This window comes from Haloarchaeobius pelagicus (assembly GCF_051207375.1).
Taxonomy (GTDB): domain Archaea; phylum Halobacteriota; class Halobacteria; order Halobacteriales; family Natrialbaceae; genus Haloarchaeobius.
Map to the genome: position 1 here is coordinate 1,339,599 of NZ_JBPJZD010000001.1, position 23,686 is coordinate 1,363,284.

General features: G+C 66.3%; 27 protein-coding genes and 1 pseudogene. 13 read left to right on the forward strand and 15 right to left on the reverse strand.

The features are described from left to right. The first annotated feature begins 9 nt into the window (after nucleotides 1-9). Nucleotides 10-195 carry a glycine zipper domain-containing protein gene (locus ACSC1S_RS07015; RefSeq protein WP_435363720.1) on the forward strand — a complete coding sequence of 62 codons (186 nt, stop codon included), beginning with the start codon at nucleotides 10-12 and terminating at the stop codon, nucleotides 193-195. Here ACSC1S_RS07015 and gdhB read toward each other — a convergent pair. Then, on the reverse strand, nucleotides 192-1,475 hold the full coding sequence (gene gdhB, locus ACSC1S_RS07020) for a glutamate dehydrogenase GdhB (protein WP_435363721.1): 1,284 nt from the start codon (nucleotides 1,473-1,475) through the stop codon (nucleotides 192-194). The two genes, ACSC1S_RS07015 and gdhB, sit on opposite strands and share 4 nt — an antisense overlap. 277 nt (nucleotides 1,476-1,752) lie before the next feature. On the opposite strand from gdhB, the gene ACSC1S_RS07025 reads away from it, so the two are divergent. Next, the gene (locus tag ACSC1S_RS07025) at nucleotides 1,753-2,283 is read left to right on the forward strand and encodes a MaoC family dehydratase (protein WP_435318155.1); all 531 of its coding nucleotides are present in this window, start codon (nucleotides 1,753-1,755) and stop codon (nucleotides 2,281-2,283) included. An 11-nt stretch (nucleotides 2,284-2,294) separates the two neighbouring features. Here the strand turns inward: ACSC1S_RS07025 and corA are convergent, their stop codons facing one another. Together corA and ACSC1S_RS07035 are read right to left on the reverse strand one after the other, a co-directional pair. After that, the gene (corA, locus tag ACSC1S_RS07030; protein WP_435363722.1) at nucleotides 2,295-3,263 is read right to left on the reverse strand and encodes a magnesium/cobalt transporter CorA; all 969 of its coding nucleotides are present in this window, start codon (nucleotides 3,261-3,263) and stop codon (nucleotides 2,295-2,297) included. Further along, on the reverse strand, nucleotides 3,260-3,430 hold the full coding sequence (locus ACSC1S_RS07035) for a hypothetical protein (protein ID WP_435363723.1): 171 nt from the start codon (nucleotides 3,428-3,430) through the stop codon (nucleotides 3,260-3,262). The genes corA and ACSC1S_RS07035 overlap by 4 nt, the downstream gene beginning before the upstream one ends. A gap of 110 nt (nucleotides 3,431-3,540) precedes the next feature. Between ACSC1S_RS07035 and ACSC1S_RS07040 the strand changes: the two genes are divergently transcribed. After that, nucleotides 3,541-3,963, forward strand: coding sequence for a DUF3054 domain-containing protein (locus ACSC1S_RS07040; protein ID WP_435363724.1), 423 nt, complete (start codon nucleotides 3,541-3,543; stop codon nucleotides 3,961-3,963). Between the two features lie 15 nt (nucleotides 3,964-3,978). Here the strand turns inward: ACSC1S_RS07040 and ACSC1S_RS07045 are convergent, their stop codons facing one another. Beyond that, the gene (locus ACSC1S_RS07045; RefSeq protein WP_435364594.1) at nucleotides 3,979-5,157 is read right to left on the reverse strand and encodes an MFS transporter; all 1,179 of its coding nucleotides are present in this window, start codon (nucleotides 5,155-5,157) and stop codon (nucleotides 3,979-3,981) included. A gap of 290 nt (nucleotides 5,158-5,447) precedes the next feature. On the opposite strand from ACSC1S_RS07045, the gene ACSC1S_RS07050 reads away from it, so the two are divergent. Together ACSC1S_RS07050 and ACSC1S_RS07055 are read left to right on the forward strand one after the other, a co-directional pair. Further along, nucleotides 5,448-5,681, forward strand: a complete 234-nt coding sequence (locus ACSC1S_RS07050) for a DUF8015 family protein (RefSeq protein ID WP_435363725.1) — start codon at nucleotides 5,448-5,450, stop codon at nucleotides 5,679-5,681. A 51-nt stretch (nucleotides 5,682-5,732) separates the two neighbouring features. Then, on the forward strand, nucleotides 5,733-6,731 hold the full coding sequence (locus tag ACSC1S_RS07055) for an ornithine cyclodeaminase family protein (RefSeq protein WP_435363726.1): 999 nt from the start codon (nucleotides 5,733-5,735) through the stop codon (nucleotides 6,729-6,731). A 4-nt stretch (nucleotides 6,732-6,735) separates the two neighbouring features. Here the strand turns inward: ACSC1S_RS07055 and ACSC1S_RS07060 are convergent, their stop codons facing one another. After that, complete coding sequence (locus tag ACSC1S_RS07060; protein WP_435363727.1) at nucleotides 6,736-7,389, reverse strand: helix-turn-helix domain-containing protein; 654 nt, start codon at nucleotides 7,387-7,389, stop codon at nucleotides 6,736-6,738. An 86-nt stretch (nucleotides 7,390-7,475) separates the two neighbouring features. Here ACSC1S_RS07060 and ACSC1S_RS07065 point away from each other — a divergent pair, with 86 nt between their 5' ends. Both ACSC1S_RS07065 and ACSC1S_RS07070 read left to right on the forward strand, forming a co-directional pair. Continuing rightward, on the forward strand, nucleotides 7,476-7,898 hold the full coding sequence (locus ACSC1S_RS07065; protein ID WP_435363728.1) for a DUF8051 family protein: 423 nt from the start codon (nucleotides 7,476-7,478) through the stop codon (nucleotides 7,896-7,898). Nucleotides 7,899-7,955: 57 nt separating this feature from the next. Continuing rightward, entirely contained in the window at nucleotides 7,956-8,558 is a 603-nt protein-coding gene (locus tag ACSC1S_RS07070) for a nucleotidyltransferase domain-containing protein (protein ID WP_435363729.1), read from the forward strand. A gap of 14 nt (nucleotides 8,559-8,572) precedes the next feature. Here the strand turns inward: ACSC1S_RS07070 and ACSC1S_RS07075 are convergent, their stop codons facing one another. The 5 genes from ACSC1S_RS07075 to ACSC1S_RS07095 all read right to left on the reverse strand — a co-directional run bounded on the left by ACSC1S_RS07075 (nucleotide 8,573) and on the right by ACSC1S_RS07095 (nucleotide 12,150). After that, nucleotides 8,573-9,274, reverse strand: coding sequence for an SDR family oxidoreductase (locus ACSC1S_RS07075; RefSeq protein ID WP_435363730.1), 702 nt, complete (start codon nucleotides 9,272-9,274; stop codon nucleotides 8,573-8,575). Nucleotides 9,275-9,355: 81 nt separating this feature from the next. After that, complete coding sequence (locus ACSC1S_RS07080; RefSeq protein WP_435363731.1) at nucleotides 9,356-10,375, reverse strand: presenilin family intramembrane aspartyl protease PSH; 1,020 nt, start codon at nucleotides 10,373-10,375, stop codon at nucleotides 9,356-9,358. Between the two features lie 65 nt (nucleotides 10,376-10,440). Then, nucleotides 10,441-10,662 (reverse strand): H/ACA ribonucleoprotein complex subunit GAR1, encoded by a 222-nt coding sequence (locus ACSC1S_RS07085; RefSeq protein WP_261651106.1) that lies wholly within the window; start codon nucleotides 10,660-10,662, stop codon nucleotides 10,441-10,443. Beyond that, complete coding sequence (srp19, locus tag ACSC1S_RS07090; protein WP_261651107.1) at nucleotides 10,659-10,940, reverse strand: signal recognition particle subunit SRP19; 282 nt, start codon at nucleotides 10,938-10,940, stop codon at nucleotides 10,659-10,661. The genes ACSC1S_RS07085 and srp19 overlap by 4 nt, the downstream gene beginning before the upstream one ends. Before the next feature lie 73 nt (nucleotides 10,941-11,013). Beyond that, nucleotides 11,014-12,150 (reverse strand): PGF-CTERM-anchored ABC transporter substrate-binding protein, encoded by a 1,137-nt coding sequence (locus ACSC1S_RS07095; RefSeq protein WP_435318166.1) that lies wholly within the window; start codon nucleotides 12,148-12,150, stop codon nucleotides 11,014-11,016. A 72-nt stretch (nucleotides 12,151-12,222) separates the two neighbouring features. On the opposite strand from ACSC1S_RS07095, the gene btuC reads away from it, so the two are divergent. From btuC to ACSC1S_RS07115, 4 genes are read left to right on the forward strand one after another with little or no spacing between them, the layout of a single operon-like run. Next, nucleotides 12,223-13,284: a vitamin B12 ABC transporter permease BtuC gene (gene btuC / locus ACSC1S_RS07100; RefSeq protein ID WP_435318167.1), complete on the forward strand. Its 1,062-nt coding sequence runs from the start codon at nucleotides 12,223-12,225 to the stop codon at nucleotides 13,282-13,284. Beyond that, entirely contained in the window at nucleotides 13,281-14,528 is a 1,248-nt protein-coding gene (locus ACSC1S_RS07105) for an ATP-binding cassette domain-containing protein (protein WP_435363732.1), read from the forward strand. The genes btuC and ACSC1S_RS07105 overlap by 4 nt, the downstream gene beginning before the upstream one ends. 26 nt (nucleotides 14,529-14,554) lie before the next feature. Continuing rightward, on the forward strand, nucleotides 14,555-15,484 hold the full coding sequence (locus tag ACSC1S_RS07110) for a hypothetical protein (protein WP_435363733.1): 930 nt from the start codon (nucleotides 14,555-14,557) through the stop codon (nucleotides 15,482-15,484). A 9-nt stretch (nucleotides 15,485-15,493) separates the two neighbouring features. Continuing rightward, nucleotides 15,494-16,357: a DUF7537 family lipoprotein gene (locus ACSC1S_RS07115; RefSeq protein WP_435363734.1), complete on the forward strand. Its 864-nt coding sequence runs from the start codon at nucleotides 15,494-15,496 to the stop codon at nucleotides 16,355-16,357. A gap of 61 nt (nucleotides 16,358-16,418) precedes the next feature. Here ACSC1S_RS07115 and ACSC1S_RS07120 read toward each other — a convergent pair whose 3' ends face one another. Next, complete coding sequence (locus ACSC1S_RS07120) at nucleotides 16,419-16,670, reverse strand: hypothetical protein (protein ID WP_435363735.1); 252 nt, start codon at nucleotides 16,668-16,670, stop codon at nucleotides 16,419-16,421. On the opposite strand from ACSC1S_RS07120, the pseudogene ACSC1S_RS07125 reads away from it, so the two are divergent. Next, a pseudogene (locus ACSC1S_RS07125) lies at nucleotides 16,612-17,112 on the forward strand (phosphotransferase family protein); the annotation flags it as partial. The gene ACSC1S_RS07120 and the pseudogene ACSC1S_RS07125 overlap by 59 nt on opposite strands. A 126-nt stretch (nucleotides 17,113-17,238) precedes the next feature. On the opposite strand, the gene ACSC1S_RS07130 reads toward ACSC1S_RS07125, so the two are convergent. From ACSC1S_RS07130 to ACSC1S_RS07145, 4 genes are all read right to left on the reverse strand, one after another. Further along, a complete protein-coding gene (locus ACSC1S_RS07130) occupies nucleotides 17,239-18,276 on the reverse strand; it encodes a tyrosine-type recombinase/integrase (RefSeq protein ID WP_435318172.1) in 1,038 nt (345 codons plus the stop codon). Further along, nucleotides 18,269-18,679, reverse strand: a complete 411-nt coding sequence (locus tag ACSC1S_RS07135) for a DUF5805 domain-containing protein (protein ID WP_435363736.1) — start codon at nucleotides 18,677-18,679, stop codon at nucleotides 18,269-18,271. The genes ACSC1S_RS07130 and ACSC1S_RS07135 overlap by 8 nt, the downstream gene beginning before the upstream one ends. Before the next feature lie 1,145 nt (nucleotides 18,680-19,824). Beyond that, a complete protein-coding gene (locus ACSC1S_RS07140) occupies nucleotides 19,825-20,730 on the reverse strand; it encodes a phosphoribosyltransferase HisG-related protein (RefSeq protein ID WP_435363737.1) in 906 nt (301 codons plus the stop codon). A 40-nt stretch (nucleotides 20,731-20,770) separates the two neighbouring features. Then, on the reverse strand, nucleotides 20,771-22,510 hold the full coding sequence (locus ACSC1S_RS07145; protein ID WP_435363738.1) for an AAA family ATPase: 1,740 nt from the start codon (nucleotides 22,508-22,510) through the stop codon (nucleotides 20,771-20,773). A 278-nt stretch (nucleotides 22,511-22,788) separates the two neighbouring features. On the opposite strand from ACSC1S_RS07145, the gene ACSC1S_RS07150 reads away from it, so the two are divergent. After that, complete coding sequence (locus tag ACSC1S_RS07150; protein ID WP_435363739.1) at nucleotides 22,789-23,622, forward strand: MBL fold metallo-hydrolase; 834 nt, start codon at nucleotides 22,789-22,791, stop codon at nucleotides 23,620-23,622. The last annotated feature ends 64 nt before the right edge of the window (nucleotides 23,623-23,686 follow it).

The window sequence follows — 23,686 nt, forward strand, 5'->3', positions numbered from 1 at the left end:
CTCTCACGCATGAACGATACTTCGGGGCTTCCGGTCGGCCTGGGTGTCGCACTGGGTGCCGCCATCGGGAGCGCAATCGGTGCGGTGACCGGCGACCTGGCACTCTGGCTCAGCATCGGCATCGCTCTCGGGACTGCCATCGGGGCAGGCGTCTACGCCCAGCAGGAAGAGACCGATTCTGAGAACCCGAACTAGGGCCAGAGCCCGCGTGCCTCGTGCGCTTCGGCGACACGGGAGAGCGCGACGATGTAGGTGGCCTCACGCCAGCTCACGTCACGCGCCTCGACCTCGGCCTTCACCGCGGTCCACGCCTTCAGCATCTCCTGGTGGAGCTCCTCGTTGACGCGTTCGAGCGACCACTGGCGGCGGTTGATGTCCTGCAGCCACTCGAAGTACGAGACGGTGACACCGCCCGCGTTGGCGAGGATGTCCGGCACGACCGGGATGCCGCGCTCGGCGAAGATCTCGTCGGCGGTCGTGGTCGTCGGGCCGTTCGCCCCTTCGACGATGAGGTCTGCCTGCACGTCGTGGGCGTTCTCTGCGGTGAGGACGTTCCCGATGGCGGCCGGGATGAGCACGTCCACGTCGAGTTCGAGGAGTTCCTCGTTCGTCAGCTTCTCCGGGGCGTCGTAGCCCGACACCATGCCGGGGCGGGCGTCGTGGTCCTCGACGTCCTGCGTGTCGAGCCCGTCCGGGTCGAAGATGGCCCCGTCAACGTCGGAGACGGCGACGACCTTCGCGCCCTTCTCGTCGAGGTAGCGGGCGGCGTACGCGCCGACCGACCCGAAGCCCTGCACCGCGACCGTCGTGTCCGAAATGTCCCAGTCGTAGTACTCGATGGCCTGTTCGGCGATGATGCCGACCGAGCGACCCGGGGACTCCTCGCGGCCGTAGGAGCCACCGATGACCGGCGGCTTGCCCGTGACGACGCCGGGGATGGTCTCGCCCTCCTGCATCGAGTAGGCGTCCATGAACCACGCCATCTCCTGCGGGCCGGTGCCCATGTCCGGCGCGGGAATGTCGTGTTTCGGGCCGATGAGGTCGCGCAGTTCCTCGGCGAAGCGCCGGGTGAGCCGCTCCTTCTCGTCCTCGGAGAGTTGCTTGGGGTCGACGACGATGCCGCCCTTGCCGCCGCCGAAGGGGAGGTCCATCACGGCGCACTTCCAGGTCATCCACATCGAGAGCCCGATGCACTCCTCCTCGGTGACGCCCGGATGGAAGCGCAGGCCGCCCTTGAACGGGCCGCGGACGCTGTCGTGCTGGGCGCGGTAGCCGGTGTACACCTCGATGGAGCCGTCGTCGCGCTTCAGCGGAATCGAGACGCGCTGGACGCGGTCGGGGTGGTTGAGCCGCTCGATGGTTCCCTCGTCGACGTCGAGATACTCGGCGGCCCGGGCGAGCTGCCGGCGGGCCGTCTCCAGTGCGCTCTCTTCGTGCTGTGCTTCCTCCTCGTCGGGAGCTGTTGCTGTTGCCATTGTTCTATGGAGTCGCCGCCGTCTGGCACTGCGGGCGTGTGCGCCGTGGCTGTGGGTCGCAGTGACACGACGACGGACGAAACGGGACCGACAGACGCTGTTCCCACGCGCTGGCGGGCTGCCGGGGCATTTTCCAGACCTTCCGTGGACTCATTGATAAATAAAACGGTTTGGGTTCGCGCAGATATTACGTGCCAGAGTAACGTGCCCCGTGGGTCCGGTTCACGCGACCTGCAGAACCGCACCACATTTCACGGCCGGGTGAGAGCACTCGGGCATGCCAGGGCTCTACTACGAGGAGTTCGAGGTCGGCCAGACCATCGAACACGAGCGACGGCGGACCATCTCCGAGAGCGACAACCAGCGCTTCTGTGATATGACGATGAACCAGCAGCCGCTGCACCTCGACGAGTCGTTCGCCGCCGACACCCAGTTCGGCGAGCGACTGGTCAACGGCATCTACACCATGGCGCTCGCGGTCGGTATCTCCATCCCGGAGACCACGGATGGCACCATCGTCGCGAACCTCTCCTACGACGAGGTCTCACACCCCAACCCGGTGTTCCACGGTGACACCATCCGCGTGCAGTCGACCGTGACGGACAAGCGCGAGACCAGCGACGGCGAGCGCGGCATCGTCACGATGCACGTCGAGGTGTTCAAGCTCCCGGAGAGGACGGATAGCGAGGCGCGAAGCGCCTCGGAACAGTCGAGCGGCGAGGATGCCGAGCCGCGAGACGAAGATGAGACGCTGGTCTGCGAGTTCGAGCGGACGGTGCTCTCGCTGAAGCGCGAGAACGCCGAATAGGGACAGGAAAACTACAGCCAGCTCTCCTCCCGGAAGTACAGTATCATGATGGCCGCGATGCCAACCATCCCGAGCATGATGGCGTGGTAGGCGTAGTCCCACCCGAGTTCGGGCATCACGGAGAAGTTCATCCCGTAGATGCCGACGACGAACGTCAGCGGCAGGATGATGGTCGCGACGACGGTCAGCGTCTTCATCACCTCGTTCATGTTCATCGAGATGGAGTTGAGGTAGATGTCCCGCGCGCCCGTCACCAGGTCGCGGTACGTCTCGATGAGTTCGACCAGCTGGACGAGCTGGTCGTACACGTCGCGGAAGTACTTCTCGTGGCGCTCCTCGATGAGTTCGTCTTCCCCCCTGGCCAGGATGGCGACCGCGTCCCGGCTCGGCCAGAGCACGCGACGAATCGAGAGGAGTTCGCGCCGGAGGCTGTTGAGGTCCTCCAGCGTCTCCATGCCGGTCGCACCCACGACCTCCTCCTCGACGGCCTCGATGTCGTCTTCGACCTCGTCGATGAGGCCGAAGTAGTCGTTCGTGACGTTGTCGAGGATTCGGTAGGCGGTGAAGTCCGGCCCTCGCGAGAGGATGCGCTGGTCCTCGCGCGTAACCGCGTTCCACACCTTGCCGACCGCCCGAAGGGTCGTGAGCGAAAGCGTGACGAGCCAGTCCTTTCCGATGAAGAGCCCGACCGTCTCGGACCTGACCTCCTCCTCGAACGTGGTGTCGCCAGCCCGGAGGACCGCAGTCTTCACCAGCGTGAACACGTGGTCGGGGAACACCTCGGTCTTCGGTCGGACGTCGTTGCGAACGTCGTCGAGTTCGAGTTCGTGGATACCGAAGGTGCCCGCGACGTCCTCCATCTCCTCCGGTGTGGCGTCGCTGACGCGAATCCACGTCGTCCCGTCCGCCGCCTTGGCCTCCGCGAGGTCCTCGTGGTCGTTCACGCCGCTGCTGTCGAACACGTGCGACTGGATGGTCACTGGCCCTCACCTCGCCCGAAGTCGCTCCCGACAGCGGCCAGGGTGAGGCCTATCATCACGCCAGTCACGGAGAAGGCCCGTCCCGGATAGGGCGCAACCACCCCGATACCATAGCCCACCAGTCCCAGCACCGTGAGTGCGGCCCCGGCCACGAACGTCCGGTTCATGGTCGGCAGTGTCGTGCCGACGACAAAAACGTTGCCTGCCGACCGAACCGGCGTCGCGGAGCCCGCGAGAAACCGAGAGAGGGATAGTACTCCGGTCCACAGGGTCGGTCATGAGCACAGCCCAGCGTCTGTTCGGCCTCGACCCCCGGCCATTGTCGGCCGTCTGGAAGCTCGCGGGGGCGGACCTCGTCGTCCTCGCCGCGCTCATCACGGTCGGCGAACTTCGCCACGGCGTGAACCCGATTACGGCACCCGTCGCCGTCGCAGAGACCATGTTCCCCTTCCTGGTCGGCTGGTTCCTCGTCGCGACGCTCGTCGGGGCGTACGGCGACCGCGCCTTCGCGGGCGGGATGGCGTCGGCACGACTCGCCGCGGGAGCCTGGATCGGCGGCGCGAACATCGGCCTCATGCTCCGTGCCTCGCCCTACTTCTCGGGGAACTCCCCGTGGACGTTCATGCTCGTGATGACCGGCCTCGGCGCGGTCGTGTTCGGTCTCGCGCGCCCGCTCGTCGTGGGCTGGCTGGTCGAATAATCGAACACACCGTTTTCAGCGCCGACTCAGCACCAGACTGGCCAGTCCGCCGAACAGGCCGATACCCGACAGCGCGAGGAACAGTGCGCCGGTGTCTGCGAAGGTGAGCAGTGCGCCCGCGAGGACACCGCCGAGTGCGCCGACACCGAACACGCCGAGGTAGGTGTACCCGTAGGAGAGTCCGCGCGTGCCAGCGGGCGTGTGTTCGGCGACAGCAGCCTGGTAGAGCGGCTGGACGAGGAACAGGAAGAACCCGAGGACGGCACACAGCGCCAGGAAGGCGTAGATGCCGAGGTCGGCGACCGGCAGGAAGACGAGCGCGATAACCGCCAGCGCGGGGAACGCGATTCTGAGCGCCTTCGCGGGCTCCATCCGGTCGGTCAGTCGCCCGCCGACGTACTGGCCGGCGATACCGACCATCAGGAGCCCGGCGTAGACGTACCGGGCGGGTTCGAGCTCCTGACCGGCGAGCTCGATGGGGTCGAACGAGGGGAACCCACCGAGGATCTCGGGCAGGAACGTCAGGACCCCGCGGTAATACAGCCCAGAGGCCATGACGATGGCGAAGATGACGAGGAAGCCGCCGGCGAACAGCGCCCGACTGCCCGCCAGGAACTCCGAGAGCGAGGAGACGCTGTCGGCCTTCGAGTCGCCGCCGTCTGCCACAGCGGCGCGTTCGTCCACGTCGATGCGGGTCGCGACGGTTGCGGCGAGGAGCGCGGGGACCGCCAGGGCGAGGGCGACCTGCCGCCAGTCGAGGACGAGCAGGAGCGTCGCCGTCAGTAGCGGCCCGAGCGCGATGCCGAGGTTCCCGGCCATCCCGTGGTAGGCGAACGCCGAGCCGCGTTCCTCGGTCCCGCGGCTGATGAGCGAGAGCCCGGAGGGATGGTAGACGCTGGCGGCAGCCCCCCAGAGCAGCAGTGCCAGGGCGACGACGGGGATACCCGGCGCGACAGAGAGGAGCGCGAATGCGCCACTCATCCCGACCAGACAGCCCACGATGAGACGCTTCGACCCGACGACGTCCGCGAGCACGCCACCCGGGAGCGCGCCGAGGCCGAACAGGCCGTAGCCGACCGCGGTGACGAGCCCCAGGGTCGCCTCGGTCGCACCGAAGCTGCCCGGCGCGAGCCAGACGCTCACGAAGATGGGGATGGAGAGTTCGTAGGTGTGGACCATCCCGTGCCCGACCATCACGAGCGCGACGATCGCGCGGTCGTTCCGATTCACGGACGTGTGGTCGTGAGTCGGTCGGTAAAACGCATCGGTTCCGGCATCGAGCGAAAGCAGAAAACATATATTGGGTATCCTGCACCAGAGGTAAATTCTGAAAAATCGCAAGACAGCGTCGAGTTATGCAACCTGAATCAGGCCCATAAGTTATGGATAACACATGCACTATTTATGAATCAGCCATAGATGTCCTATCTCGCTCCTATAGGCGAAAGTTTTATATTCTCATTCCCCATATTTTCTAATACATTATGACTGGGTATTACGACCTCGTTCTAGGGCTGATTCCGCTCGCACTCCTCGGTGGCACCGGCGCACTCACCACACTCACGACCCTCCAGCTGGAGGCCGCCGTTCCCATCGCCGCACTCACTGCTGCCCTGCTCATCGGACACGCGATGTTCGTCCGAGGACCGGTCGACTCCATCACCACGCAGACGGACACCACCAACACGCCGTCCGCGCCCGCGCCCAACGCCGACTGACCAACGTACCCAGCATACGCCTTTTTACCGCTGGCTATCGATTCGCCGACCATGACGAACGCGCTGTTCCTGACCAGTGACGACGTCGCCGGACTCGCCGAACCAGCCGAGTACGTCGATGCCGTCCGAGACGCCTACCGCCAGCGCGGCGAGGGCGCGCCCGCGAAACCACGGACCACACTTCGGAACGACGACCCGCCGGGGATGCTGTTCAGCTACTCCGCGGTGCTTCCCGAGACGGGTGCCATGGGCGGCTACATGTACTCCGCCGGCTTCGGCCAGGTCGACGCGTGGTTCATGACGCCGCTGTTCGACGCCGACTCCGGCGAGCCGCTGGCCCTCATCGACGGTGCGAGCATGAACCCGTACAAGACCGGAGCCGCAGGTGGGGTCGCGGTCGACGCACTCGCCCGCGACGACGCCACGAAGCTCGCGGTCATCGGGACCGGCGCGCAGGCCCGGGGGCAGCTCAAGGCCACGATGACCGTCCGGAACATAGAGACCGTGAACGTGTTCTCCCCGACGAAGGAGAACCGCGAGGGCTTCGCGGCCGAGATGAACGAACACTACGACGCCTCGGTCGCTGCGGTCGCCTCCTCGGCCGCGGCGGTCGAGGATGCCGACGTGGTCATCACGGCGACCACCGCCTCGGAACCCGTCTTCGACGGCGACCTGCTCGAACCGGGCACCCACGTCACCGCGATGGGACAGTACCACCCGGAGAAGCGCGAACTCGACCACACGACCATCGAGCGCGCCACGTACGTCCCGGACCTCCGCGAGCGCGTCACGCAGGACGCCGGCTCGTTCATCAGCGCGATGGAGGCCGGCGTGGTCGACGAGGACCACATCCATGCCGAACTCGGCGAGGTCGTTGCCGGCGAGGCACCCGGCCGAGAGAGCGACGAGGACATCACCGTGTTCGACTCCGGTGGGACCGGCATCGAGACGACCGCCGCCGCCTACATGCTCTACGAGAAGGCCGTCGCACAGGACCTCGGCCAGGAGATCAGCATCTCGCCAGCCAGCGAAGCCCTGACCGGCGAGTGAGCGGTCAACCGGGCACGAACGCGGTCACGAGGTTGTGCTCGATCCGCTGCAGGTGCTCGCTGACGGTCCCGGGTGCGAGGTCCAGCGCTGCCGCGAGTTCCCGGTGGGTCGTCCCCCGCGGCACGTCGTAGTAGCCGGCCGCGACGGCCGTCTCGAGGATCTCTCGCTGGCGCTCGGTCAACACTGTCGCGAGCGATGGCGTCGAACGCCGGTATCGGCCGGTCCGTTCGAGCGTCACCGTGACCGCCGACGGAATGGCTGCGACCGCCTCGGCCAGTGCGTGACTCGTCCCGACGAACGTCACCCGCGCCTCGGGGACCCCATCGACCGCGACGAACTCGACCGGCCATTCGAGCACGACGGCGTGGTCGAAGAGGATACCCAGGAGGTCGTCCATGAGCGGCGACGCCTCGTAGTGGACGTACGCGATACCCGACTCGGAAACCTCGAACTCGTTGACCGCCGCCGACTGCTGTAACACTTCGCGAGCGAGTTCGAGGTCGCCGCGCAACTGTATCAACTCGGCATAGCCGTCGTCACCGACCGGGTTGATGTAGTGGAGCGCCTCGACGGCCACGTCCGGCGTGGTCGCGAAGGCGTCGTACAGTGGATGGAGCCCGGTGTCTTCCCAGGTGAGCGCCACGGTCGTGCTCCGCATCTCGCTGCGTGTTCGAGTGGTGAATATAAATACACCTGGCATGCTCGGAGGAATCCTCACCGCAGGCGGACCCCAACGACTGGTGTATGTCACACACGTCGATTCGACCCCTCGCACTGCTGTTGCTCCTCGTCACCGGGTTGCTCGTGTCGCTCGCGCCGTGGGGCCCCATCGAGACCCGGTCGTTCGCACACCTCTCGCCCGCGGTCTACTGGGGATTCAACGGCTTCCTGATCGCGCTCGGCCTCGCCAGCATGGCGACGGCCTCCCGGCTCTGGCGGGGGCGGCGGGTCGCTGTGCCGGCGGCGATGGGGCTCGCCGTCCTCTACGTCCTCGTCTACCTGCTGGACCTGCTCGCCGTCTTCCCCACGTCGCCGGACGCGATGCCGCCGCTGTTGCTGGCTATCGAGGTCGTCGATACCGTGCTGGCGGTTGCAGTGGTCGTCTACGGGTACAGTCTGTGGCGGGCCTCCCCCTCGTCGAGCACCGGGGCAGCCCGGGCGGAGTGAGGGGACTCGCCGCGCCGACGGCCACCCGATACTTTCTTATCGTACAGTGGATACCTGATGAACGACATGTCCCGCGAGACCACCTGGAACGACGTGTACGCGGTCGGCGATCGCTTTCGCACGTTCGACCAGCCGTGGGCTATCGCGGGCGGGTGGGCGCTCGATTGCTTCCTCGGCGAGCAGACCCGGTCCCACGGGGACGCCGAGGTCGCGGTGTTCCGGGAGGACCAGCACGCCCTGCGCGAGCACCTCTCGGACTGGACGTTCGAGGTGGCAGTCCCCGGGGAGGAGCGGACGGAACCGTGGGCAACCGGGGAGTGGCTGGAACTCCCCCGGCACGAACTCCACGCCCGCAACGAGGCGTTCGAACTCCCGCATCTGGAGTGCCTGCTCAACGAGCACGATGGCGAACGGTGGACCTTCCGCCGTGATTCCCGGGTGACTCGCGACCTCGAGAAGGTCGTCCGTGTCTCGGAGACGGGGATGCCGTATCTCGCCCCCGATATCGTCCTCTGCTACAAGCTCCCGATATTCGGCGAGCACGACGAGGCCGACTTCGACCGCGTGTTCCCACAGCTCGCCCCCGAACCCCGCGGCTGGCTCCGGGAGGCGATTCTCACCGTCGACCCGGACCACCACTGGCTGCGCGCGTTCGAGTGAGCTGGCTCCCGGACTCAGACGCTGTCGGTCACTCCGCCGTCGACCCGGACGTTCTGCCCGGTGACGTAGCTCGCCGCGTCCGAGGCCAGGAAGCCGACGACGTCGGCTATCTCGTCGGTTCGCGCCGACCGACCCATCGGAATCGCTTCCCGGGTCGCCTCGTCAATCTCGTAGCTGTCGGTGTACCCCGGCAGCACGCTGTTCATCCGGATGTTCTCGCTGGCGTAGCGGTCGGCGTAGAGCTTGGTGAACCCGCCGAGTCCGGCCCGGAGCACCGACGAGACGGGGAAATCGAGCGACGGTTCGTACGCAGAGAAGGTCGAGATGTTGACGATGCTGCCGCCGCCCTGTTCCTCGAACACTGGCGTGACGAGACGGGCCATCCGGACGGTGTTGAGCAACACGAGGTCGAGCCCCTCGTGCCACTCCTCGTCCGTGATGTCGAGCAGGTCGCCGGTCGCGGGGTGACCGGTGTTGTTGACGACCACGTCGACCCGCCCATACCGGTCGGTCGCTGCATCGACAAGGGCTTCGAGGTCTGCCGGGTCGGTGACCGACCCCTCGAAGCCGACGCCGCCGAGGTCGTCGGCCACGTCCCGCGCTGCGCCCGATTTCGAGAGCAGTACGGGCGTGTAGCCGTCGTCAGCCAGCCTGCGGGCGCAGGCCGCACCGATGCCACGTCCTGCCGCGGTCACGATCGCGATTTCGTCGTCCATGGGTGGGGTTCGTCGGTGCGGTAGATGTCACTTTGGGCAGTGGCGTCGAGACCCGCGAAAGACCGCAGCAACAGGGCGCGATTACAGTCCGAGCGCCGCCATCAGCGGGATGCCGGCGGCGAGCGCACCGACGAGGTAGCCACCGATTGCGCCGCCGTTCAGGAGTGGAAGGCCAGCGTGTGCCTTTCCCTTCAGGACCATCCAGAGGAGGATGAGCAGGCCGACGATGGTCCCGATCATCGCGGTGAGTGCGGGCAGGTTCAGGAGGATGGGGTCCGAGATGAGTGGGGTGACGGTGTCCGTCGCGCCGCTGTGGAAGTACGCCGCGCTGGCGACGATGATGGTCGGCATGACGGCGTCACCGAGCCCGATGAAGAGGGCGTCACGGTCGAGGGCACCGTCCGACTCCGGTCCGGGGTCGGATTCGGGGTCGTCTGCCCCCTCGGGAGTGCCGTTCCCGTCGGCCGCAACGGTCTCCCCGTCGGCTGGGTCGTCCCCCTCGTCGTCACGTTCCGCCGAGAGTTCGAGGAACGAGAAGGACAGAGTAGTCGGGATGACGAGGATGACGGGGACCTTCATCTCCATGACGCCCTCCGCGAGCGTGAGCATGTGCTCGGTTCCATAGACGGAGATGGCGTCGTACACTGCCAGAATCGTCAGGAGGACGATGGCGGGGAACAGCCCGAAGCTGATGCCGAACAGGCCGGCCGCGGCCGACCCCATCACGACGCCGGCGGTGTCGATGACGTACCACTCGGGGTAGACGAGCAGGCCGAGGGCGACGACGCCACCGGCCGCCACCGCGACGGTCGTTGGCATGAACGTCTCGAAGACGTAGTAGGAGAGCATGCCGCTGGTGAGGATGATGAACCCGCGGATGAGCCACTGGAGGTCGAACTTGAACGCGGCCAGCATCCCGGCGGTCGCCACGAGGATGGCACCGATGTAGACGATACTGTTGGTCGCGTCCTGCGGGTTCTCGACGACCTGTCGGCCGCCCTCTTTGAACGGCTCGACGAGCGAGAGCGCACCGAGTTGCACCAGCACGAAGATGGTGACGGCGAGGCCGACGGCCCCGAAAATCCGATAACGGTCGTTCATGCCACGACCTTTCGGCCCGCGCTATTTCGGCCTTGCGTTCGCGTATCCTCCCTTCAGTCGGCCGATTACCGGGCGTACAGCGTCTGCCCGAGCAACAGTGCCGGGTCGGTGTCGCCGGAGACGGCGACGTAGGGGCGCGACACCGGCCCGAACACGTCGACGACGCGGCCGACCGTGTCCAGGGACTCGTCGATGACCGTCTCGCCCATGCGGGGGTGGTCCTCGCCGTCGGTGCGGGCGATGGCGAGGCCCTGGGCGGACCGGACGACCGTCCCGACGCGCTTCATTCGCGGAGGGCGTTGACGTAGGCCGCCACGGCCTGTACGATGTCGTTCTTCGAGTCGTCCGTCGGGTTCTTCACGAGGACGCGACCGCGGCCCTCGTAACCCTCGCGTGGATACGCCACGTCGCGTTCGATGCGGGCGTCGTACCCGACCTGCTGGACGGCCTTCGCGATCTCTTCGACGGTCGGTTCGGAGACGGCGAGGTCTGCAGGGACGCGCCGTCCACCGGACCGGGAGAGTTCCGCGTCGAGGTACGCGGGCCAGATGACGTTCTCGACCATGTGCGGTCGGACGGGGTCACCCGGTATCGGCCTTTCGGACTCTCCGCGTCGAGTTGGGGGAAAAAGAGACCCGTCAGTCGCGACGGGCGAGCGCGCCGAGGGCGGTCAGTGCGGCGACGGCACCGACGGCGGTGAAGCCGGGTGAGCCGTTGGATGCGGGCTCCGCCGTGGTCTCGGTGCTGGCGGTCGTACTCATCGCCGTCGTCGACTCGGCGGTTGCCGTGGTTCCGGTCGAGACCTCCGCCTCACCGCGGACGCTCGCGTTGGCCTCCGCGTAGGCGTCGGGGTACCAGGTCTGTGAGAGCTGGCGCATCACGAGGAAGCTGCGCGGTGCGGGCTGGCTCACGCGGTTCTCGTCCATGACGATGGTCTGGTTCTGCTGGACCGCCATCGTGTTCTGGTAGGCCTCGGAGTCGGGGATGCGCGGTTCGGGCTGGCCGCTGTTGAGGAGCAGCCATTCGACGCTCATGTTGGCGACGACCTCGGGGTTGAGGCGGGCGTAGCCGGCACTGGAGTACTCCAGGTCAGCCTCCGCCGCGAGGTTGGTCGCACCCGCAGTGGTCATGAGGTCGGAGATGTACGTGTTCGGCCCGGGGGTCGAGCCGTAGAAGACGTACAGGGCCTTCTTCGGCTCCTGGCCTTCGGCCGCCTGCTCGACGACCTTGCGCTCGGTCTCCATCCAGTCGACCGTCTCGGCGGCCCCGTCACAGGCACCGACGAGCTTGCCGGTCAGTTCCGTCTTCGCGATGACGTCGTCCAGCGAGCTGGCCGACTCGTACTTGTACACCGTGATGTCGGCCTGGCGGAGCTTCTCGACCTTCTCGTCGGGAACGATGTTCGCCGCGAGGACGAGGTCGGGCTGCTGGGCGATGACCTTCTCGACCGAGATGAAGGCGTAGCCCGAGCCGGAGATGTTCGCGGTCGTCTCGGCACCGTCGAGGTACTTGGCGTACTGGGTCGTCCCGACGACCTTCGCCTGTGCGCCGATCTCCCACATCGTCTGGGCCGCGGCGGGGCCGGCCGTGACGACGCGGTCGGGTGCGTCTTCGAGCGTGACTTCGGTTCCCGTCGCGTCGGTCGCGGTGAACGGGAACGAGCAACCTGCCGTGGTGGCGTCGTTGGCTGGTGTCGCGGCGGCCGGCGTCGCGACGACGCCGAACGACGAGATGACCAGCAGTGCTGCGACGAGCAGCGTCCGTGTTCCTGTCATCACACCCAACTCGCCACGTATGCAATAAGTATTTACCTAAAGCAAGTGCATTTGCGAAGTAGACACGACAGTATGGAGACGCGGACGAAGACGGTCGGCTGGTCGGCGGGTCTGACGGCGCTGTTAGCCCTCACGACGGTCGTCTGTGCCGCGGTCGGCCCCGTCTCCATCGACTACCTCACCGTCGCGAAGGTCCTCCTGAACCAGCTCTCCCTCCCCACCGGCGTCACCCTCGCGGGTGGTCTCTCCCTCCAGACGACCTCGCTCTTCCAGTTCTCAGTGCCCAAGACCGCGAGCGTCATCGTCGCGAGCGTCCGGCTCCCGCGTATCGCGCTGGCCGCCACGGTCGGCTTCTCGCTCGCGGCCGCCGGGACGGTCATGCAGGGCTTCTTCCGGAACCCCATGGCAGACCCCTCTATCGTGGGCGTCTCCTCCGGCGCAGCCGTCGGCGCGGTCAGTGCCATCGTCCTCCCGCTCTCGGTCCCCTTCGGCATCGAGGGCGCGGCCTTCGTCGGTGCCATCCTCACCGCGTTCCTCGTCTACGCGCTCGCGACCGAGCGCGGCCGGACCCCGGTCGCAACCCTCCTGCTCGCAGGGGTCGCCATCCAGACGTTCCTCGGGGCGGTCGTCTCGTTCCTGCTTGTCACCAGCGGCGAGAGCCTGCGCGAGGCCCTGTACTGGCTGATGGGCGACCTCAGCGCGGCCACCTGGGGCGACGTGACCTTCGCCGGCGGCATCGGTCTCGTCGGATTCGTCCTCCTCCTGCCCTACACGAACGACATGAACGTCCTCCTGCTCGGCGAGGAGGACGCACACCACCTCGGCATCGCGGTCGAGCGGACCAAACTGCTGTTGCTCACGCTCGCGAGCATCGTCACCGCGGCCGGGGTCGCAGTCGCCGGCGTCATCGGCTTCGTCGGCCTCGTGGTCCCGCACATGCTGCGCCTCGTCGTCGGGCCGGACCACCGTATCCTGCTTCCGACGAGCGCGCTTGCCGGCGCGTCGTTCCTGGTGGCGACCGACACGGTCGCGCGTTCGACCGCCGAGATACTGCCCGTCGGCATCGTGACCGCGGCGCTTGGTGCGCCATTCTTCCTGTTCCTGCTCAAGCGCCGGGAGGTGCACGCGCTATGATAACCGTCGACGGCGTCACCGTGGCCTACGGTGACGCGACGGTGCTCGACGACGTCTCGCTGTCGGTCGATTCCGGCACGTTCGTGGGCCTCGTCGGGCCGAACGGGGCGGGCAAGACGACCCTCTTGCGGGCGATGAGTGCAGCCCTCACACCCGAATCCGGGACGGTCGAGGTCTGTGGGGAACCCATCCACGACCTCTCGGCGAGGGCAGCGAGTCGGCAGGTCGCGGTCGTCCCGCAGGACACGACCGTCTCGTTCTCGTTCCCCGTGCGCGACCTCGTCGCCATGGGCCGCACCCCGCACCGCTCGCGGTTCACGACCGCCACGCCCGAGGACCACCGGGCCGTCGACGAGGCCATCGAGCGCGTCGACATCGCGGACCTGGCGGCCCGGCCGGTCGACGAGCTGAGCGGCGGCGAACGGCAGAAGGTCGCCATCGCGCGAGGCCTCGCACAGGAGACGCCCGTGCTCCTGCTGGACGAACCGACCGCCAGCCTCGACGTGAACCACCAGGTCGAGACGCTCGAACTCGTCAGGGAACTCGTCGCCGACGGGAAGACCGCCGTCGCGGCCATCCACGACCTCTCGCTGGCGGCCCGGTACTGCGACGAACTCGTCCTGCTGGCTGGTGGGGACGTGGTCGCATCGGGCGAACCCGACAGCGTCCTCACCCGGCCACGCCTGCGCGAGAGCTTCGACGCCGAGACCGTCCTCACCCGGAACCCCGTCACCGAGAGCGTGACGGTGACACCACTCGCTCGCCCGGTCGAGTCGCTCGACTGTTCGGTCCACCTCGTCGGGAACGGGTCGGTCGCGGCGCGAACCCTCGAACGACTCGCCAACGCGGACGCCGAGGTGTCGGTCGGTCCGGCCCCGCCAGGTGACGCCCTCCTGGAGACCGCACGCCTGCTCGGAATCGATTCCCTGCTCGCGAATCCCTATGCGGCACTGGAGGAGGAAACGGTCGCATCGCTCCGCGCGCACATCGCCGACGCGGCGGTCGTCGTCCTCGCCGAGCCCTACCTCTCGAACGGGAACCGTGCGGTCCTCGATGCCGTCGACTCGGTCGATTCGCTCGTCGTCGTCGAGGACGGTCCCTGGCGGTCACACGTCGCGAGCGACCTGCACAGCGACTACTCCCGCATGCGTGCGGCCGCGACCATCACCGACCCCGAGACCGTCGGGATTGCTGTCCGGGCCACGCAGAGCGCCGAGCAACTGGCAGACTTCTATCAAGACTGAAATAGTTCGGGGGAGAACTCCCACCGATGCGCTCCCTCCCCGCTCTCGCGCTCGCTTTCGCCATCGTCCTCGCCGGCTGCGGGAGCCTTGGCCCGACCCAGGAGACTCGCCAGCCCTTCTCCGTCGAGGGGACCGGGCAACCAGCCGAAGTCGAGGACACCACGACCGCCACCACGGCGGTCCCGCAGTTCGACCCCGACCCGACCGCGAACGACCTTGGTGACGTTCGCGACATGCTCTCGGCCCAGCAACGCGTTCTCGAGAACACGAGCTACCGAGTCCACCACGTCTACAGGGCCATCTACGACAACGGGACAGTCCATCAGGAGCGCCGTGACAGCGGGGCCTTCACCGCGAACGAGTCGCGCTACTACGTCGAGTTCTACCTGGACGGGACGGCGTTCCCCCGTCCGAGCAACGTAAGCGTCTACGCCGATGGGACCCGGGGATTCGTCCGGCAGCCCAGCGAGAACGGGACGACAGTGAATGTCCCCCAGGTAGAATCGACGGGCGAACCGATTCGGCCCGTGGACCTCGGTGTGTTCCGCGGGAAAGGCGAGGTGATGAGTTTCCTCTACCAGGGCTTTGCGGGCATGAACGTGACGAGCGTCACCGAACTCGACCGTATCCCGTCTGGGCTTGAGGGGCCACTCTACCGGGTCCAGTCCGAGACCGTCGAGAGCCCACAGCTCCTCGCACAGGGGCCGAACGGCACGGTGAGAAACGCCAGTTTCGAGGCCATCGTCGACCATCGCGGGTTCGTCTACGAGTATCGGCTGACGTTCGAGACCGAGACGGACGCCGGCGACCCGGTGTTCATCGAGCGCCGACTGGTCTACCGCGACCTCGGACAGACGACGCTCACGCGGCCAGACTGGGTGGACGAGTACACCGTGGACAACACGACGACGACCACGGCACCCGCCAGCACAACCTTGATGCACGCCCCTTGCTAACCCGAAACAATGCGAGTCCGACAGGTCGCCGTCCTCGCGCTCCTCATAGCGCTGGCTGGCTGTGGCGGCCTCGCGGACGACGGGACCACGCGAGCACCGTTCTCTGTCGAGCAGACCGCCGAGCCGACAGCGACCGTCACCGAGTCCGCCACCCGAGCCGTCTTCGACCCGGATCCGAGCCGCGACGAGGTCGGGAACGTCGGTGTGTTGCTCGACACCCACGAGCGCGCCCTCGACGGGACGGGGTATCGCGTCACCGCGGTCTACCGCGAGACGTCCTGGAACGGAACGGTGCGTCGCGAACTGGTCCGCGACGGCTCCTACCCCGCGAATCGGTCTCGGTACCGGTACTACGAGCGAGCCGAGGGCACGACTGTCGGGCCGACCCAGGAGACGCAGCTGTTCGCCGATGGCCACACCGTCTACAGTCGCCGGACCATCGGTGACCAGACCGACGTGACCGTGCTCCGCGACTCCGACGGGACCCCGTTCTCACCGACCGACCTGGGTATCTTCCGGGGCCAGCAGACCGACGTCCTCGCGGTCGCGTTCGAGGCGGTCGCCATCGAGAGCGTGGACCGACTCGGCCACGCACCCCGCGGTGTCGACGACCCGCTGTACCGGCTTCGCGGAGACACGGTCAGGGACCGGGCCCAGCTCAGCATCGATGCGGACGCCTCCATCCGCGACGCCAGCCTCGACCTCATCGTCGACGAGGACGGGCTGATTCGCGAGTTCACGTTCAAGTACATCACGACCAGGGACGGGCAAACGGTCACCGTCCTACATCAACTCGTCTACCGTGACGTGGGGACGACGAGCATCGAGCGCCCCGCGTGGACCCAGAACGCGACAGCCGGACGGCACCCATAGGAGCCGAAACCGACCGATACCCCCCACGGGCAGAAACCACCTGCCACGAGAGCGGAAGCTATTACTCTGACCTCTCAGTATCTTTGGCTGTCTTCTTCAGGGCCGTAGCTGCGGGACCGTCCCGGAGCTGGCCGGTCGCCGGCCGAGACCCGGCGGTCGCATGACCATCGACGGTCGCCGCGCCGTCTGCAAGCACGTCCTCGAGAACGCCGACCGAGAACCACTCGCCCTGGGGCGAGTGCTGGGAGGCCCTCGTCGACGACTGGCTCGACAGACTCGCCGAGACGCCACACGAGGACCTTCGGGACGCCATCTGCGAAGCCACTCGTCGTGCGACCGAGAAAGGGTGGTTCGATGGTGTAGATCCGGTTCTAACCCACGCCGACGCCGGTCCTGCCAACGTCCGGTTCACCGACAGCGACGAGGCGCTGCTCGTCGACTGGGAAGGAGCCATGGCATTCCCCGGGGAGTACGACCTGGCGAGGGCCTGTCTCGACTTCTTCGACCTGCCCCACGCCGTCGCGTCGGGAACGCTCCGGGAAGCCCTGTTCGATGGGTACCGGGCCGTCGGGTCGCTTCCCCCGCGCTCTCATCGACGGCGATGCCTGTACAGGGCGACGCTGACGGCGAAGTTCCTCCCTGGTGGCGTTCGCGCTGCCGAAGCGGGTCACATCGACGCGGATCCCGCCGAGTTCCGCGAAGCGCTCAGGACCTACGCCTGGCGGCAGCTGGAGGCCGTGAACGCGGAATTCTGACTCGGCCGATTCTGGATTCGGCCACCCCAATTCTGTATAGCGAGATTTGGTTTATGAGTCTGGTGTCGAACAGCGAGCAGTGGCGAGATTCGATGAAGCAGCATCGAGTGTATCCGAAAAATCGACTCAGAGCAGGGAGTAGACGTTCGCCTCGTACACTTCGCGGACTCGGTCGCCCCAGTTGTGGGTGTACGTGTCGATGATATCGCTCGCCACGTCGCCGCGAAGGTACTTGACGATACCACGGTCGCCGGTCCGGTCGCGCAGATGAGTGGTGAAGAAGTGCCGGAAGTAGTGCGGAGTCACGTTCTCGGCGGCCCCACCCCCTGTTCGGTACCAGCCGTGCTCCCTGGCGTGGGTCTCGACGATATGGCGCACGCCCTGGGGGGTGATTCGTTCGCCCCAGTCGCTCGACGTCGAGCAGAACAGCGGCTCTGCGGGTGAAACCGCGTCGGGACGGATCGCCAGCCACGCCACGAGCACCCGCTTCAGTTCGTCGTCGACCGGAACCACGGTCGAGCGCTTTCGCTTGTTGGCCGCGGTCCGCTCTTCCCCGTGGTACTCCTCGCTGTGGGCCGGTTCTGCCGGGACGAAGATGGAATCCGGGCGGCCCTCTAATTGGACACGACCACCGAGGTCGTACTCGGATTCGACAGCCGGAACCGCCAACGAGACGTCTCGCAGGTCAAGATTACAGAGTTCGCCGACACGCATCCCGGTCTTGAGGAGGCTCACGACCAGCGCACGCTCCAGCGGATGCCCGATATCGGCGACGAAGCCCCGCATCTGGTCGACGGTGAGCTCCCGTCTCGTCGGGTCCTTGTCGATGGACTCGTTCATCTCCTCGACGACCAGCGCCATGGGGTTCGACTCGAACTCTCCGACCTGGGTCATGTAGGCGTAGAACCGGTGGACGTAGGAGGCGTAGGAGGCGACCGTACTCGGTGCGTGCTCGCCTCGCAGGGAGTGGACCCACGCCATGCACTGGCGTCTATCCGCGTCTGCTGGCGTCACCGAGCCGCCGCCGGGACCAGCCTCGGGGTCGGCCAGGAACGCCTCGAACCGCCGGAGGACCCGTTCGTAGGCCTCCTGCGTCCGTTTCGCCTTCCCGTGGTAGGTCTGGTCCTCGAGAAAGTACGCGACTGAATCGGCCATCTCAGGCATCCTCTGTCGGCACGTAGCCGCCGTCTCGACCGCTGTACCTGACACGCCCGTCAGCCTGGAGGTCCTGGAGTGCGCTGTCGAGCCGGTCCTCGATGTCGTCGCTCACTGCGGCCAGCAGTTCGTCCCAGGTACAGGGCCCCTCAGCAGAATGGAGGATGTCGACGACGCGTTCGTCGAGGTCGCCGCCGTCGGAGTCACCCGATACGGTGTCACTCTGGTCCCCTTCGGCCCCACTATCGGGTGAGTCGGGCAGGTCGAACTTCCGTCGGCCGGCCTGGACCATCGCCCGGACGAACTCGCTCTGGCTCATGTCGAGCTCGTCGGCGTGGTCGGCCCACTCCGCTTTCTGGTAGCTCGGCACGTAGGTCTTCACCACCGACCGACTCGTGTCCTGTTGGCTCATCGACACCACCCGGTGGACCATGATATATCATGCTTCACTCCCTGTGTCTGGAAGGGTGTCTTCCCCGGTCGAACCCCAGGGGTTGCGTGCTTCGAATGGGGCTGTAGACACACCCCCATTTGCAGCAATAATTGCCTATTATTGGTTGGCGTGGTTGGTGGCGTGATCGGGTGCAGATTCGACCGGGCTCGCGGCTCGCAAGATTGGTTCGCTCGACGCTGTCGCTGGCCCGCCGCGAGAGCAGCGCGAGACCGGTCCGAAACGATATCAAAAATCTGGTAGCTTCTCGACATGCGGCTCTGGCCAGACCGACTCACCCCCGATACTTCAATGTGTCCCACATTTCGGGATAAGAGCCCTTATCTTCCCGAGTGGGGCTGCATTTTCGGCGGCAGAATGCACTTATCAAAATATTTGGACCCGCATTTTGGGATGCATAGTACTACAAATCCACATACAATAAGAGAAATCTGTTGTTCCGGAAGCGACGAATCACGTGGTTGGGTAGGTGAATCTGGGCAGGGTAGTCAGCTCACAGGCCACCATGTTATATTTGATAACTAGTAGATTCGACCCGAACTTCGTGCTGACGTGAGCGCACCGAGGGCGATTTCGAGGGGTTCCTGCGCAGCCTGCCGACACCAGATTGGCCCTGTCACCTGGACTGGTGCAGGGTGGGTCTCGATGACGTCTAGTCCTCGGTCGGTGGCCCTACCCCACCGGGCGAACTCGTCGAGAGCTCGGGCCGATCAGAGCCACACCACGATGACTGGCCGAGTTCGGTTTCGAATCGAGCCCTCGCGGCGTCTCGGAACCTTCCGAGGTACGGATCAGAATCTGAGTGCGAAGAGAGCGATGGCTCAGAGCGAGTGTCATACGCCCCGAGTTCGTCGTTGAACGGGGACTGTGATACTCTCGACAGGCCACTTCTTCTCCCCAATATCAGGGCTAGAGCGCGTTTTCTAGCTTGTTTTGGCCCTCTCTTCGCTCTCACGAAGAAACGACACAGCGGCCAACTGAGCGGTTTCTGGGGCGTTAGCGTCGGTCCAGCGCCCAGCGAACTCGTCGTAGTACGGGCTCGTAAATCCCATGTCGCTATACAGAATGCCACCCCGGACGGACGAAAAGTCGCTTCCAGAAATCGGTCAGTTCACGGCCAGCGCCGTATCGAGTTCGGCCGTTTCGAACAGCGTCTTGACGGCCTCGGACTCGGGCGTCGCCTCGGCCTCGTTCTCCATCAGCACCGTTTCGCTCGGGAACAGGCGCGTCCCGAGTTCCAGCCCGTGTTCGCGCGCGGTCGACCCCGTCATCGTGAGGTAGACGCCAGCGCCCACGTCGGCGATGGCGGCCTCCTCCTCCCGGCCCTCTTCGGGGTACGTGAAGTCGACGTTCGCGATAGCGTCGGTCCCGAGGACGGCCTCGACCAGGCGCTCGTACCGCGGCGAGATACAGAGCTCGCCCTCGTAGCGGTCGATGAACTCCCGGGTCGGGTTCCCGCCACCGAAGTCGTCGAGCGTGTCGGGCGTCGCCATCAGCGTGTGATACACGGTATCGCCGAGACCGGTGACGACCCGAACGTCCGTGTCGTGCGGGTCGATGCGGGCATTGATGTCGTCGATAGAGCCGAGCGGTTCCGGTCGGAGGCCGACGACCTCCTCCAGGACGAGGTCGGCGCTGTCGAACCCGAGCGCGAACGAATGGGTCCGCAGCGCCCGGAACGGCTCCTCCCGACCGACGAGCTGGACGTCGTAGCCGTCGGCGGAGATGGTCACACTGTCGAAGACGACGCGCCGGGGCATCCCTTCGCGGTCGTCCCGGAGGAGGGTGAACTCGGGGCGATGGTGGGCCGACAGGTCGCTGTATTCCGCGAGGCGTTCGTAGACGTCGCGGGCGTCGGCTTTCTTGCCCTTCGTGATCGCCTTCTCGTAGCGCAGGGTGGAGATGATCTCGTCGGCCACCTCCGTCGCACCCACGCGGTTCGCGATGCGTTCGAGGACGGCCTCGAGGGGCCGCCCCTTGCGTGGCACCGCGACAGCTATCGTGTCGGCCATTTAGCGGACGAACGGTCCGCCGGGTGAAAACAGATTCGTTTCAGGAGAACATCTCGCCGAGCTGGTCGCGCCAGTCCTGGATGGCGGTGACCTCCTCGTCGAGTTGCTCCACGTCGTCCTCGAGCGCGTCGAGGTCCTCCCGGAGGATGTCGATGTCCTCGCGGGTCGAATCGACGGCCTCGCTGTTGTCCTCGGTCGCCTCCCGGACCGACTCGACCGACTCGTCGAGGGCCTCGGTGCGCTCGTCGAACTCGCCACGGAGGTCGTCGACCTCGCCGTCGAGTGCGAGCAGGTCCTCGTCGACGCTGTCGACGCGCTCGTCCAGCGCGTTCAGGTCGGACTCGACGGCACCGATGGACTCCTGTGCCGAGGCGAGGTCGCCGGTCACCGTCTCCAGCTCCTCGTCGTGGGACTCGACGGTCTGGCGGACCTCGGTGACCTCGTCACGGAGCGCAGTGACCTCGGCCTGGTAGTCGTCGAGTAGCTGCTGGGCCGTCCCCTCGTCGTCGAGGAACGCTTCGAGCGCACCCGTGTACGCGGCGAGTTCTTCGACGCGGGACTGGAGGTGTTCGACCTTGGCAACGTCGGTTCCCGCGGGTTCGAGGTCGAGTTCTTCCCGGAGCGCGTCGCGGTCGGCTTCGGAGACCGAGTCCTCGCGGAGTTCGGCCAGTAGTGCGCTCACGACGCTCTCAGCTGCGACGTGCGTGACTGCCTCGTCGGTCTCGGCGTCGACGTCAGTCTCGTCATCGGTGTCCGACTCGACTCCGCCCTCGTCGAGTTCGGGCTCGGTCTCGTCGGACTCGAATTCTTCCTCGGCGTCGAGGTCGGCGGCTTCGTCCGCGGGTTCGGATTCGCTGTCGGCGGCGTCTACCGTGTCCTCGGCGTCCGCGGCCTCGTCGAGTTCGCCGGTCGGGGCCTCGGCTTCGAGGTCGGTTCCCGCGTCTGCCTCGGCCTCCTCGGTCGTCTCGTCGGCCTCCTCGACAGCGGACTCGGCCTCCGCGTCGACGACGATGTCCTCGTCGTCGAGTGCGTCCTCCTCGGCCTGGTCGTCCACGTCGAGTTGTATCTCGGGGCCGTCCTCAGCATCGGCGTCGGCGTCGGCTTCCTCGCCGTAGACCTCCTCTTCGGCCGCTTCGAGGTCGAGTTCGATACCGAGCCCGTCACCCTCGTCGTCCGCCGCTGCCTCGGTCTCCGTGGTCTCCTCGTCGTCGAATCCGAGGTCGATATCGACGGAGCCACCGTCATCGTCGCCCGCCTCGGCCGCAGCTTCCTCGGGTTCGTCGTCCTCGTCGAGCCCGGGGATGTCGGATTCGCCCGAGAGCATGTCCTTGACGACCTGGTTGGAGTCGTCGGAGACGATCTCGTCGATGGTCTCGTCCGGTTCTACCTCCTCGTCGCCAGCGTCGCCGTCCTCGTTCTCGACGTCCCAGATGCTCGGCTCGGTCAGGAACTTCGGGACCTCGTCCTCCCCATCGATTCGGATGCCGTAGACGGTGACGAGCTCCTCGCCCGGTTCGAGCGTCCGGTGGAACTCGACGTGGTGGTCCTGGAAGGCGGTCCAGTTGTCGGACTCGTAATCGGGGTGGAAACCCACACCGTCCATCGGGAACTCCTCGGGGATGTCCTCGTGGAGTCGAATCGTCACTTTTTCGTCACGATTCGAGGTGATGACGAACCGTATAGCAGGGACGGGAAACTCGTCGGCTGCGAACGATTTCTCGACGGAGACACCGTCCGCGGCGACTTCGATTGTGGCGCTCGGATCGACCTCGCTACTCATACCGCCACGTACCCGCACCACGCCTATAAAGGAAACGGGCGAGACACCATTGCTCATCTCTGTGCACCGGCGCACTCATGTTGGCCAGTTAACTTATATCGAGGTCGGGCCTTGCATCAAACGCAGCCAACTGGCTGCCAGTCGTTGCCCACAGTGGCGGACCGCCAGTTCCGCCACCTATTCCACATTCGACACAGCACGCGCCAGTCACCGCTCCACCGGCCGAAAGTCCGACCGGCAAGACAACGCTTACGGCGATTCCTCTCGCATCCTCGCCCATGACACGAAGCGACTGGAGTGACTGGCTCCCGCGCGCGGTGGAGTCAGCCGACCCCGACGGCATCGCTATCTGGTATCTCGGCTGCAACGGATTCGTCCTCAAGGCGAGCGACGGCACGACCGTCTTCGTCGACCCCTACATCGGGTTGGGCGACCCGCCGCGAACCGTCCGGATGATTCCGGTGCCGTTCGACCCGACCGACGTCGAGGAGGCCGACGCGGTCCTCGCGACCCACGAACACACCGACCACGTCCACGGCCCGAGCCAGGCCCCCATCCTCGAGGGCACGGGTGCAGACTTCTACGCGCCCGACGACAGCCTCGCCGTCGCCTTCGACGACGAGGACTGGCAGGCCGACTACGACATCGCAGACGAGCAGTTCACCGAGGTCGAGGAAGGCGATACGGTCGAGATCGGCGGCTTCACCGTCCACGTCGAACCCGCATACGACCCCGACGCGACCCACCCCGTGAGCTACGTGTTCGAGCACGAGGGCCGGACCGTGTTCCACGGCGGCGACACCAAGCCAAGCGACGAGTTCGCCGGCCTCGGTGAGACCTACGACATCGACCTCGGCATCCTCGCGTTCGGGACCGTCGGCAACATCCCGGACAAGGAGACCGGCGAGCCCGTCCGGACCCGCTGGTACAACGACGAGAACCAGATCATCGAGGCCGCGAGCGACCTCCAGCTCGACCGCCTGCTCCCGAGCCACTGGGACATGTGGAAGGGCATGACGAGCGACCCGAAGGTCCTGCACCACCACGCCAAGAGCTTCGCGTCCCCCGCGAACCTCGATATCGTGGAAATCGGCGACCGCGTCGACGTCTAACCGCGGTCTGTTCTTCTCGTTCCATTCGGAGTCTCGGGCGCGGTCTCGAACTCGGACGACCTGG

What these genes read in the sequence shown, in the direction of transcription:
- ACSC1S_RS07015 (WP_435363720.1), top strand. Translation starts at nt 10, where the DNA reads ATGAACGATACTTCGGGGCTTCCGGTCGGCCTGGGTGTCGCACTGGGT.
- gdhB (WP_435363721.1), bottom strand. Translation starts at nt 1,475, where the DNA reads ATGGCAACAGCAACAGCTCCCGACGAGGAGGAAGCACAGCACGAAGAG.
- ACSC1S_RS07025 (WP_435318155.1), top strand. Translation starts at nt 1,753, where the DNA reads ATGCCAGGGCTCTACTACGAGGAGTTCGAGGTCGGCCAGACCATCGAA.
- ACSC1S_RS07035 (WP_435363723.1), bottom strand. Translation starts at nt 3,430, where the DNA reads ATGAACCGGACGTTCGTGGCCGGGGCCGCACTCACGGTGCTGGGACTG.
- ACSC1S_RS07040 (WP_435363724.1), top strand. Translation starts at nt 3,541, where the DNA reads ATGAGCACAGCCCAGCGTCTGTTCGGCCTCGACCCCCGGCCATTGTCG.
- ACSC1S_RS07045 (WP_435364594.1), bottom strand. Translation starts at nt 5,157, where the DNA reads ATGGTCGGGCACGGGATGGTCCACACCTACGAACTCTCCATCCCCATC.
- ACSC1S_RS07050 (WP_435363725.1), top strand. Translation starts at nt 5,448, where the DNA reads ATGACTGGGTATTACGACCTCGTTCTAGGGCTGATTCCGCTCGCACTC.
- ACSC1S_RS07055 (WP_435363726.1), top strand. Translation starts at nt 5,733, where the DNA reads ATGACGAACGCGCTGTTCCTGACCAGTGACGACGTCGCCGGACTCGCC.
- ACSC1S_RS07060 (WP_435363727.1), bottom strand. Translation starts at nt 7,389, where the DNA reads ATGCGGAGCACGACCGTGGCGCTCACCTGGGAAGACACCGGGCTCCAT.
- ACSC1S_RS07065 (WP_435363728.1), top strand. Translation starts at nt 7,476, where the DNA reads ATGTCACACACGTCGATTCGACCCCTCGCACTGCTGTTGCTCCTCGTC.
- ACSC1S_RS07070 (WP_435363729.1), top strand. Translation starts at nt 7,956, where the DNA reads ATGAACGACATGTCCCGCGAGACCACCTGGAACGACGTGTACGCGGTC.
- ACSC1S_RS07075 (WP_435363730.1), bottom strand. Translation starts at nt 9,274, where the DNA reads ATGGACGACGAAATCGCGATCGTGACCGCGGCAGGACGTGGCATCGGT.
- ACSC1S_RS07080 (WP_435363731.1), bottom strand. Translation starts at nt 10,375, where the DNA reads ATGAACGACCGTTATCGGATTTTCGGGGCCGTCGGCCTCGCCGTCACC.
- ACSC1S_RS07085 (WP_261651106.1), bottom strand. Translation starts at nt 10,662, where the DNA reads ATGAAGCGCGTCGGGACGGTCGTCCGGTCCGCCCAGGGCCTCGCCATC.
- srp19 (WP_261651107.1), bottom strand. Translation starts at nt 10,940, where the DNA reads ATGGTCGAGAACGTCATCTGGCCCGCGTACCTCGACGCGGAACTCTCC.
- ACSC1S_RS07095 (WP_435318166.1), bottom strand. Translation starts at nt 12,150, where the DNA reads ATGACAGGAACACGGACGCTGCTCGTCGCAGCACTGCTGGTCATCTCG.
- btuC (WP_435318167.1), top strand. Translation starts at nt 12,223, where the DNA reads ATGGAGACGCGGACGAAGACGGTCGGCTGGTCGGCGGGTCTGACGGCG.
- ACSC1S_RS07105 (WP_435363732.1), top strand. Translation starts at nt 13,281, where the DNA reads ATGATAACCGTCGACGGCGTCACCGTGGCCTACGGTGACGCGACGGTG.
- ACSC1S_RS07110 (WP_435363733.1), top strand. Translation starts at nt 14,555, where the DNA reads ATGCGCTCCCTCCCCGCTCTCGCGCTCGCTTTCGCCATCGTCCTCGCC.
- ACSC1S_RS07115 (WP_435363734.1), top strand. Translation starts at nt 15,494, where the DNA reads ATGCGAGTCCGACAGGTCGCCGTCCTCGCGCTCCTCATAGCGCTGGCT.
- ACSC1S_RS07120 (WP_435363735.1), bottom strand. Translation starts at nt 16,670, where the DNA reads ATGGCGTCCCGAAGGTCCTCGTGTGGCGTCTCGGCGAGTCTGTCGAGC.
- ACSC1S_RS07130 (WP_435318172.1), bottom strand. Translation starts at nt 18,276, where the DNA reads ATGCCTGAGATGGCCGATTCAGTCGCGTACTTTCTCGAGGACCAGACC.
- ACSC1S_RS07135 (WP_435363736.1), bottom strand. Translation starts at nt 18,679, where the DNA reads ATGAGCCAACAGGACACGAGTCGGTCGGTGGTGAAGACCTACGTGCCG.
- ACSC1S_RS07140 (WP_435363737.1), bottom strand. Translation starts at nt 20,730, where the DNA reads ATGGCCGACACGATAGCTGTCGCGGTGCCACGCAAGGGGCGGCCCCTC.
- ACSC1S_RS07145 (WP_435363738.1), bottom strand. Translation starts at nt 22,510, where the DNA reads ATGAGTAGCGAGGTCGATCCGAGCGCCACAATCGAAGTCGCCGCGGAC.
- ACSC1S_RS07150 (WP_435363739.1), top strand. Translation starts at nt 22,789, where the DNA reads ATGACACGAAGCGACTGGAGTGACTGGCTCCCGCGCGCGGTGGAGTCA.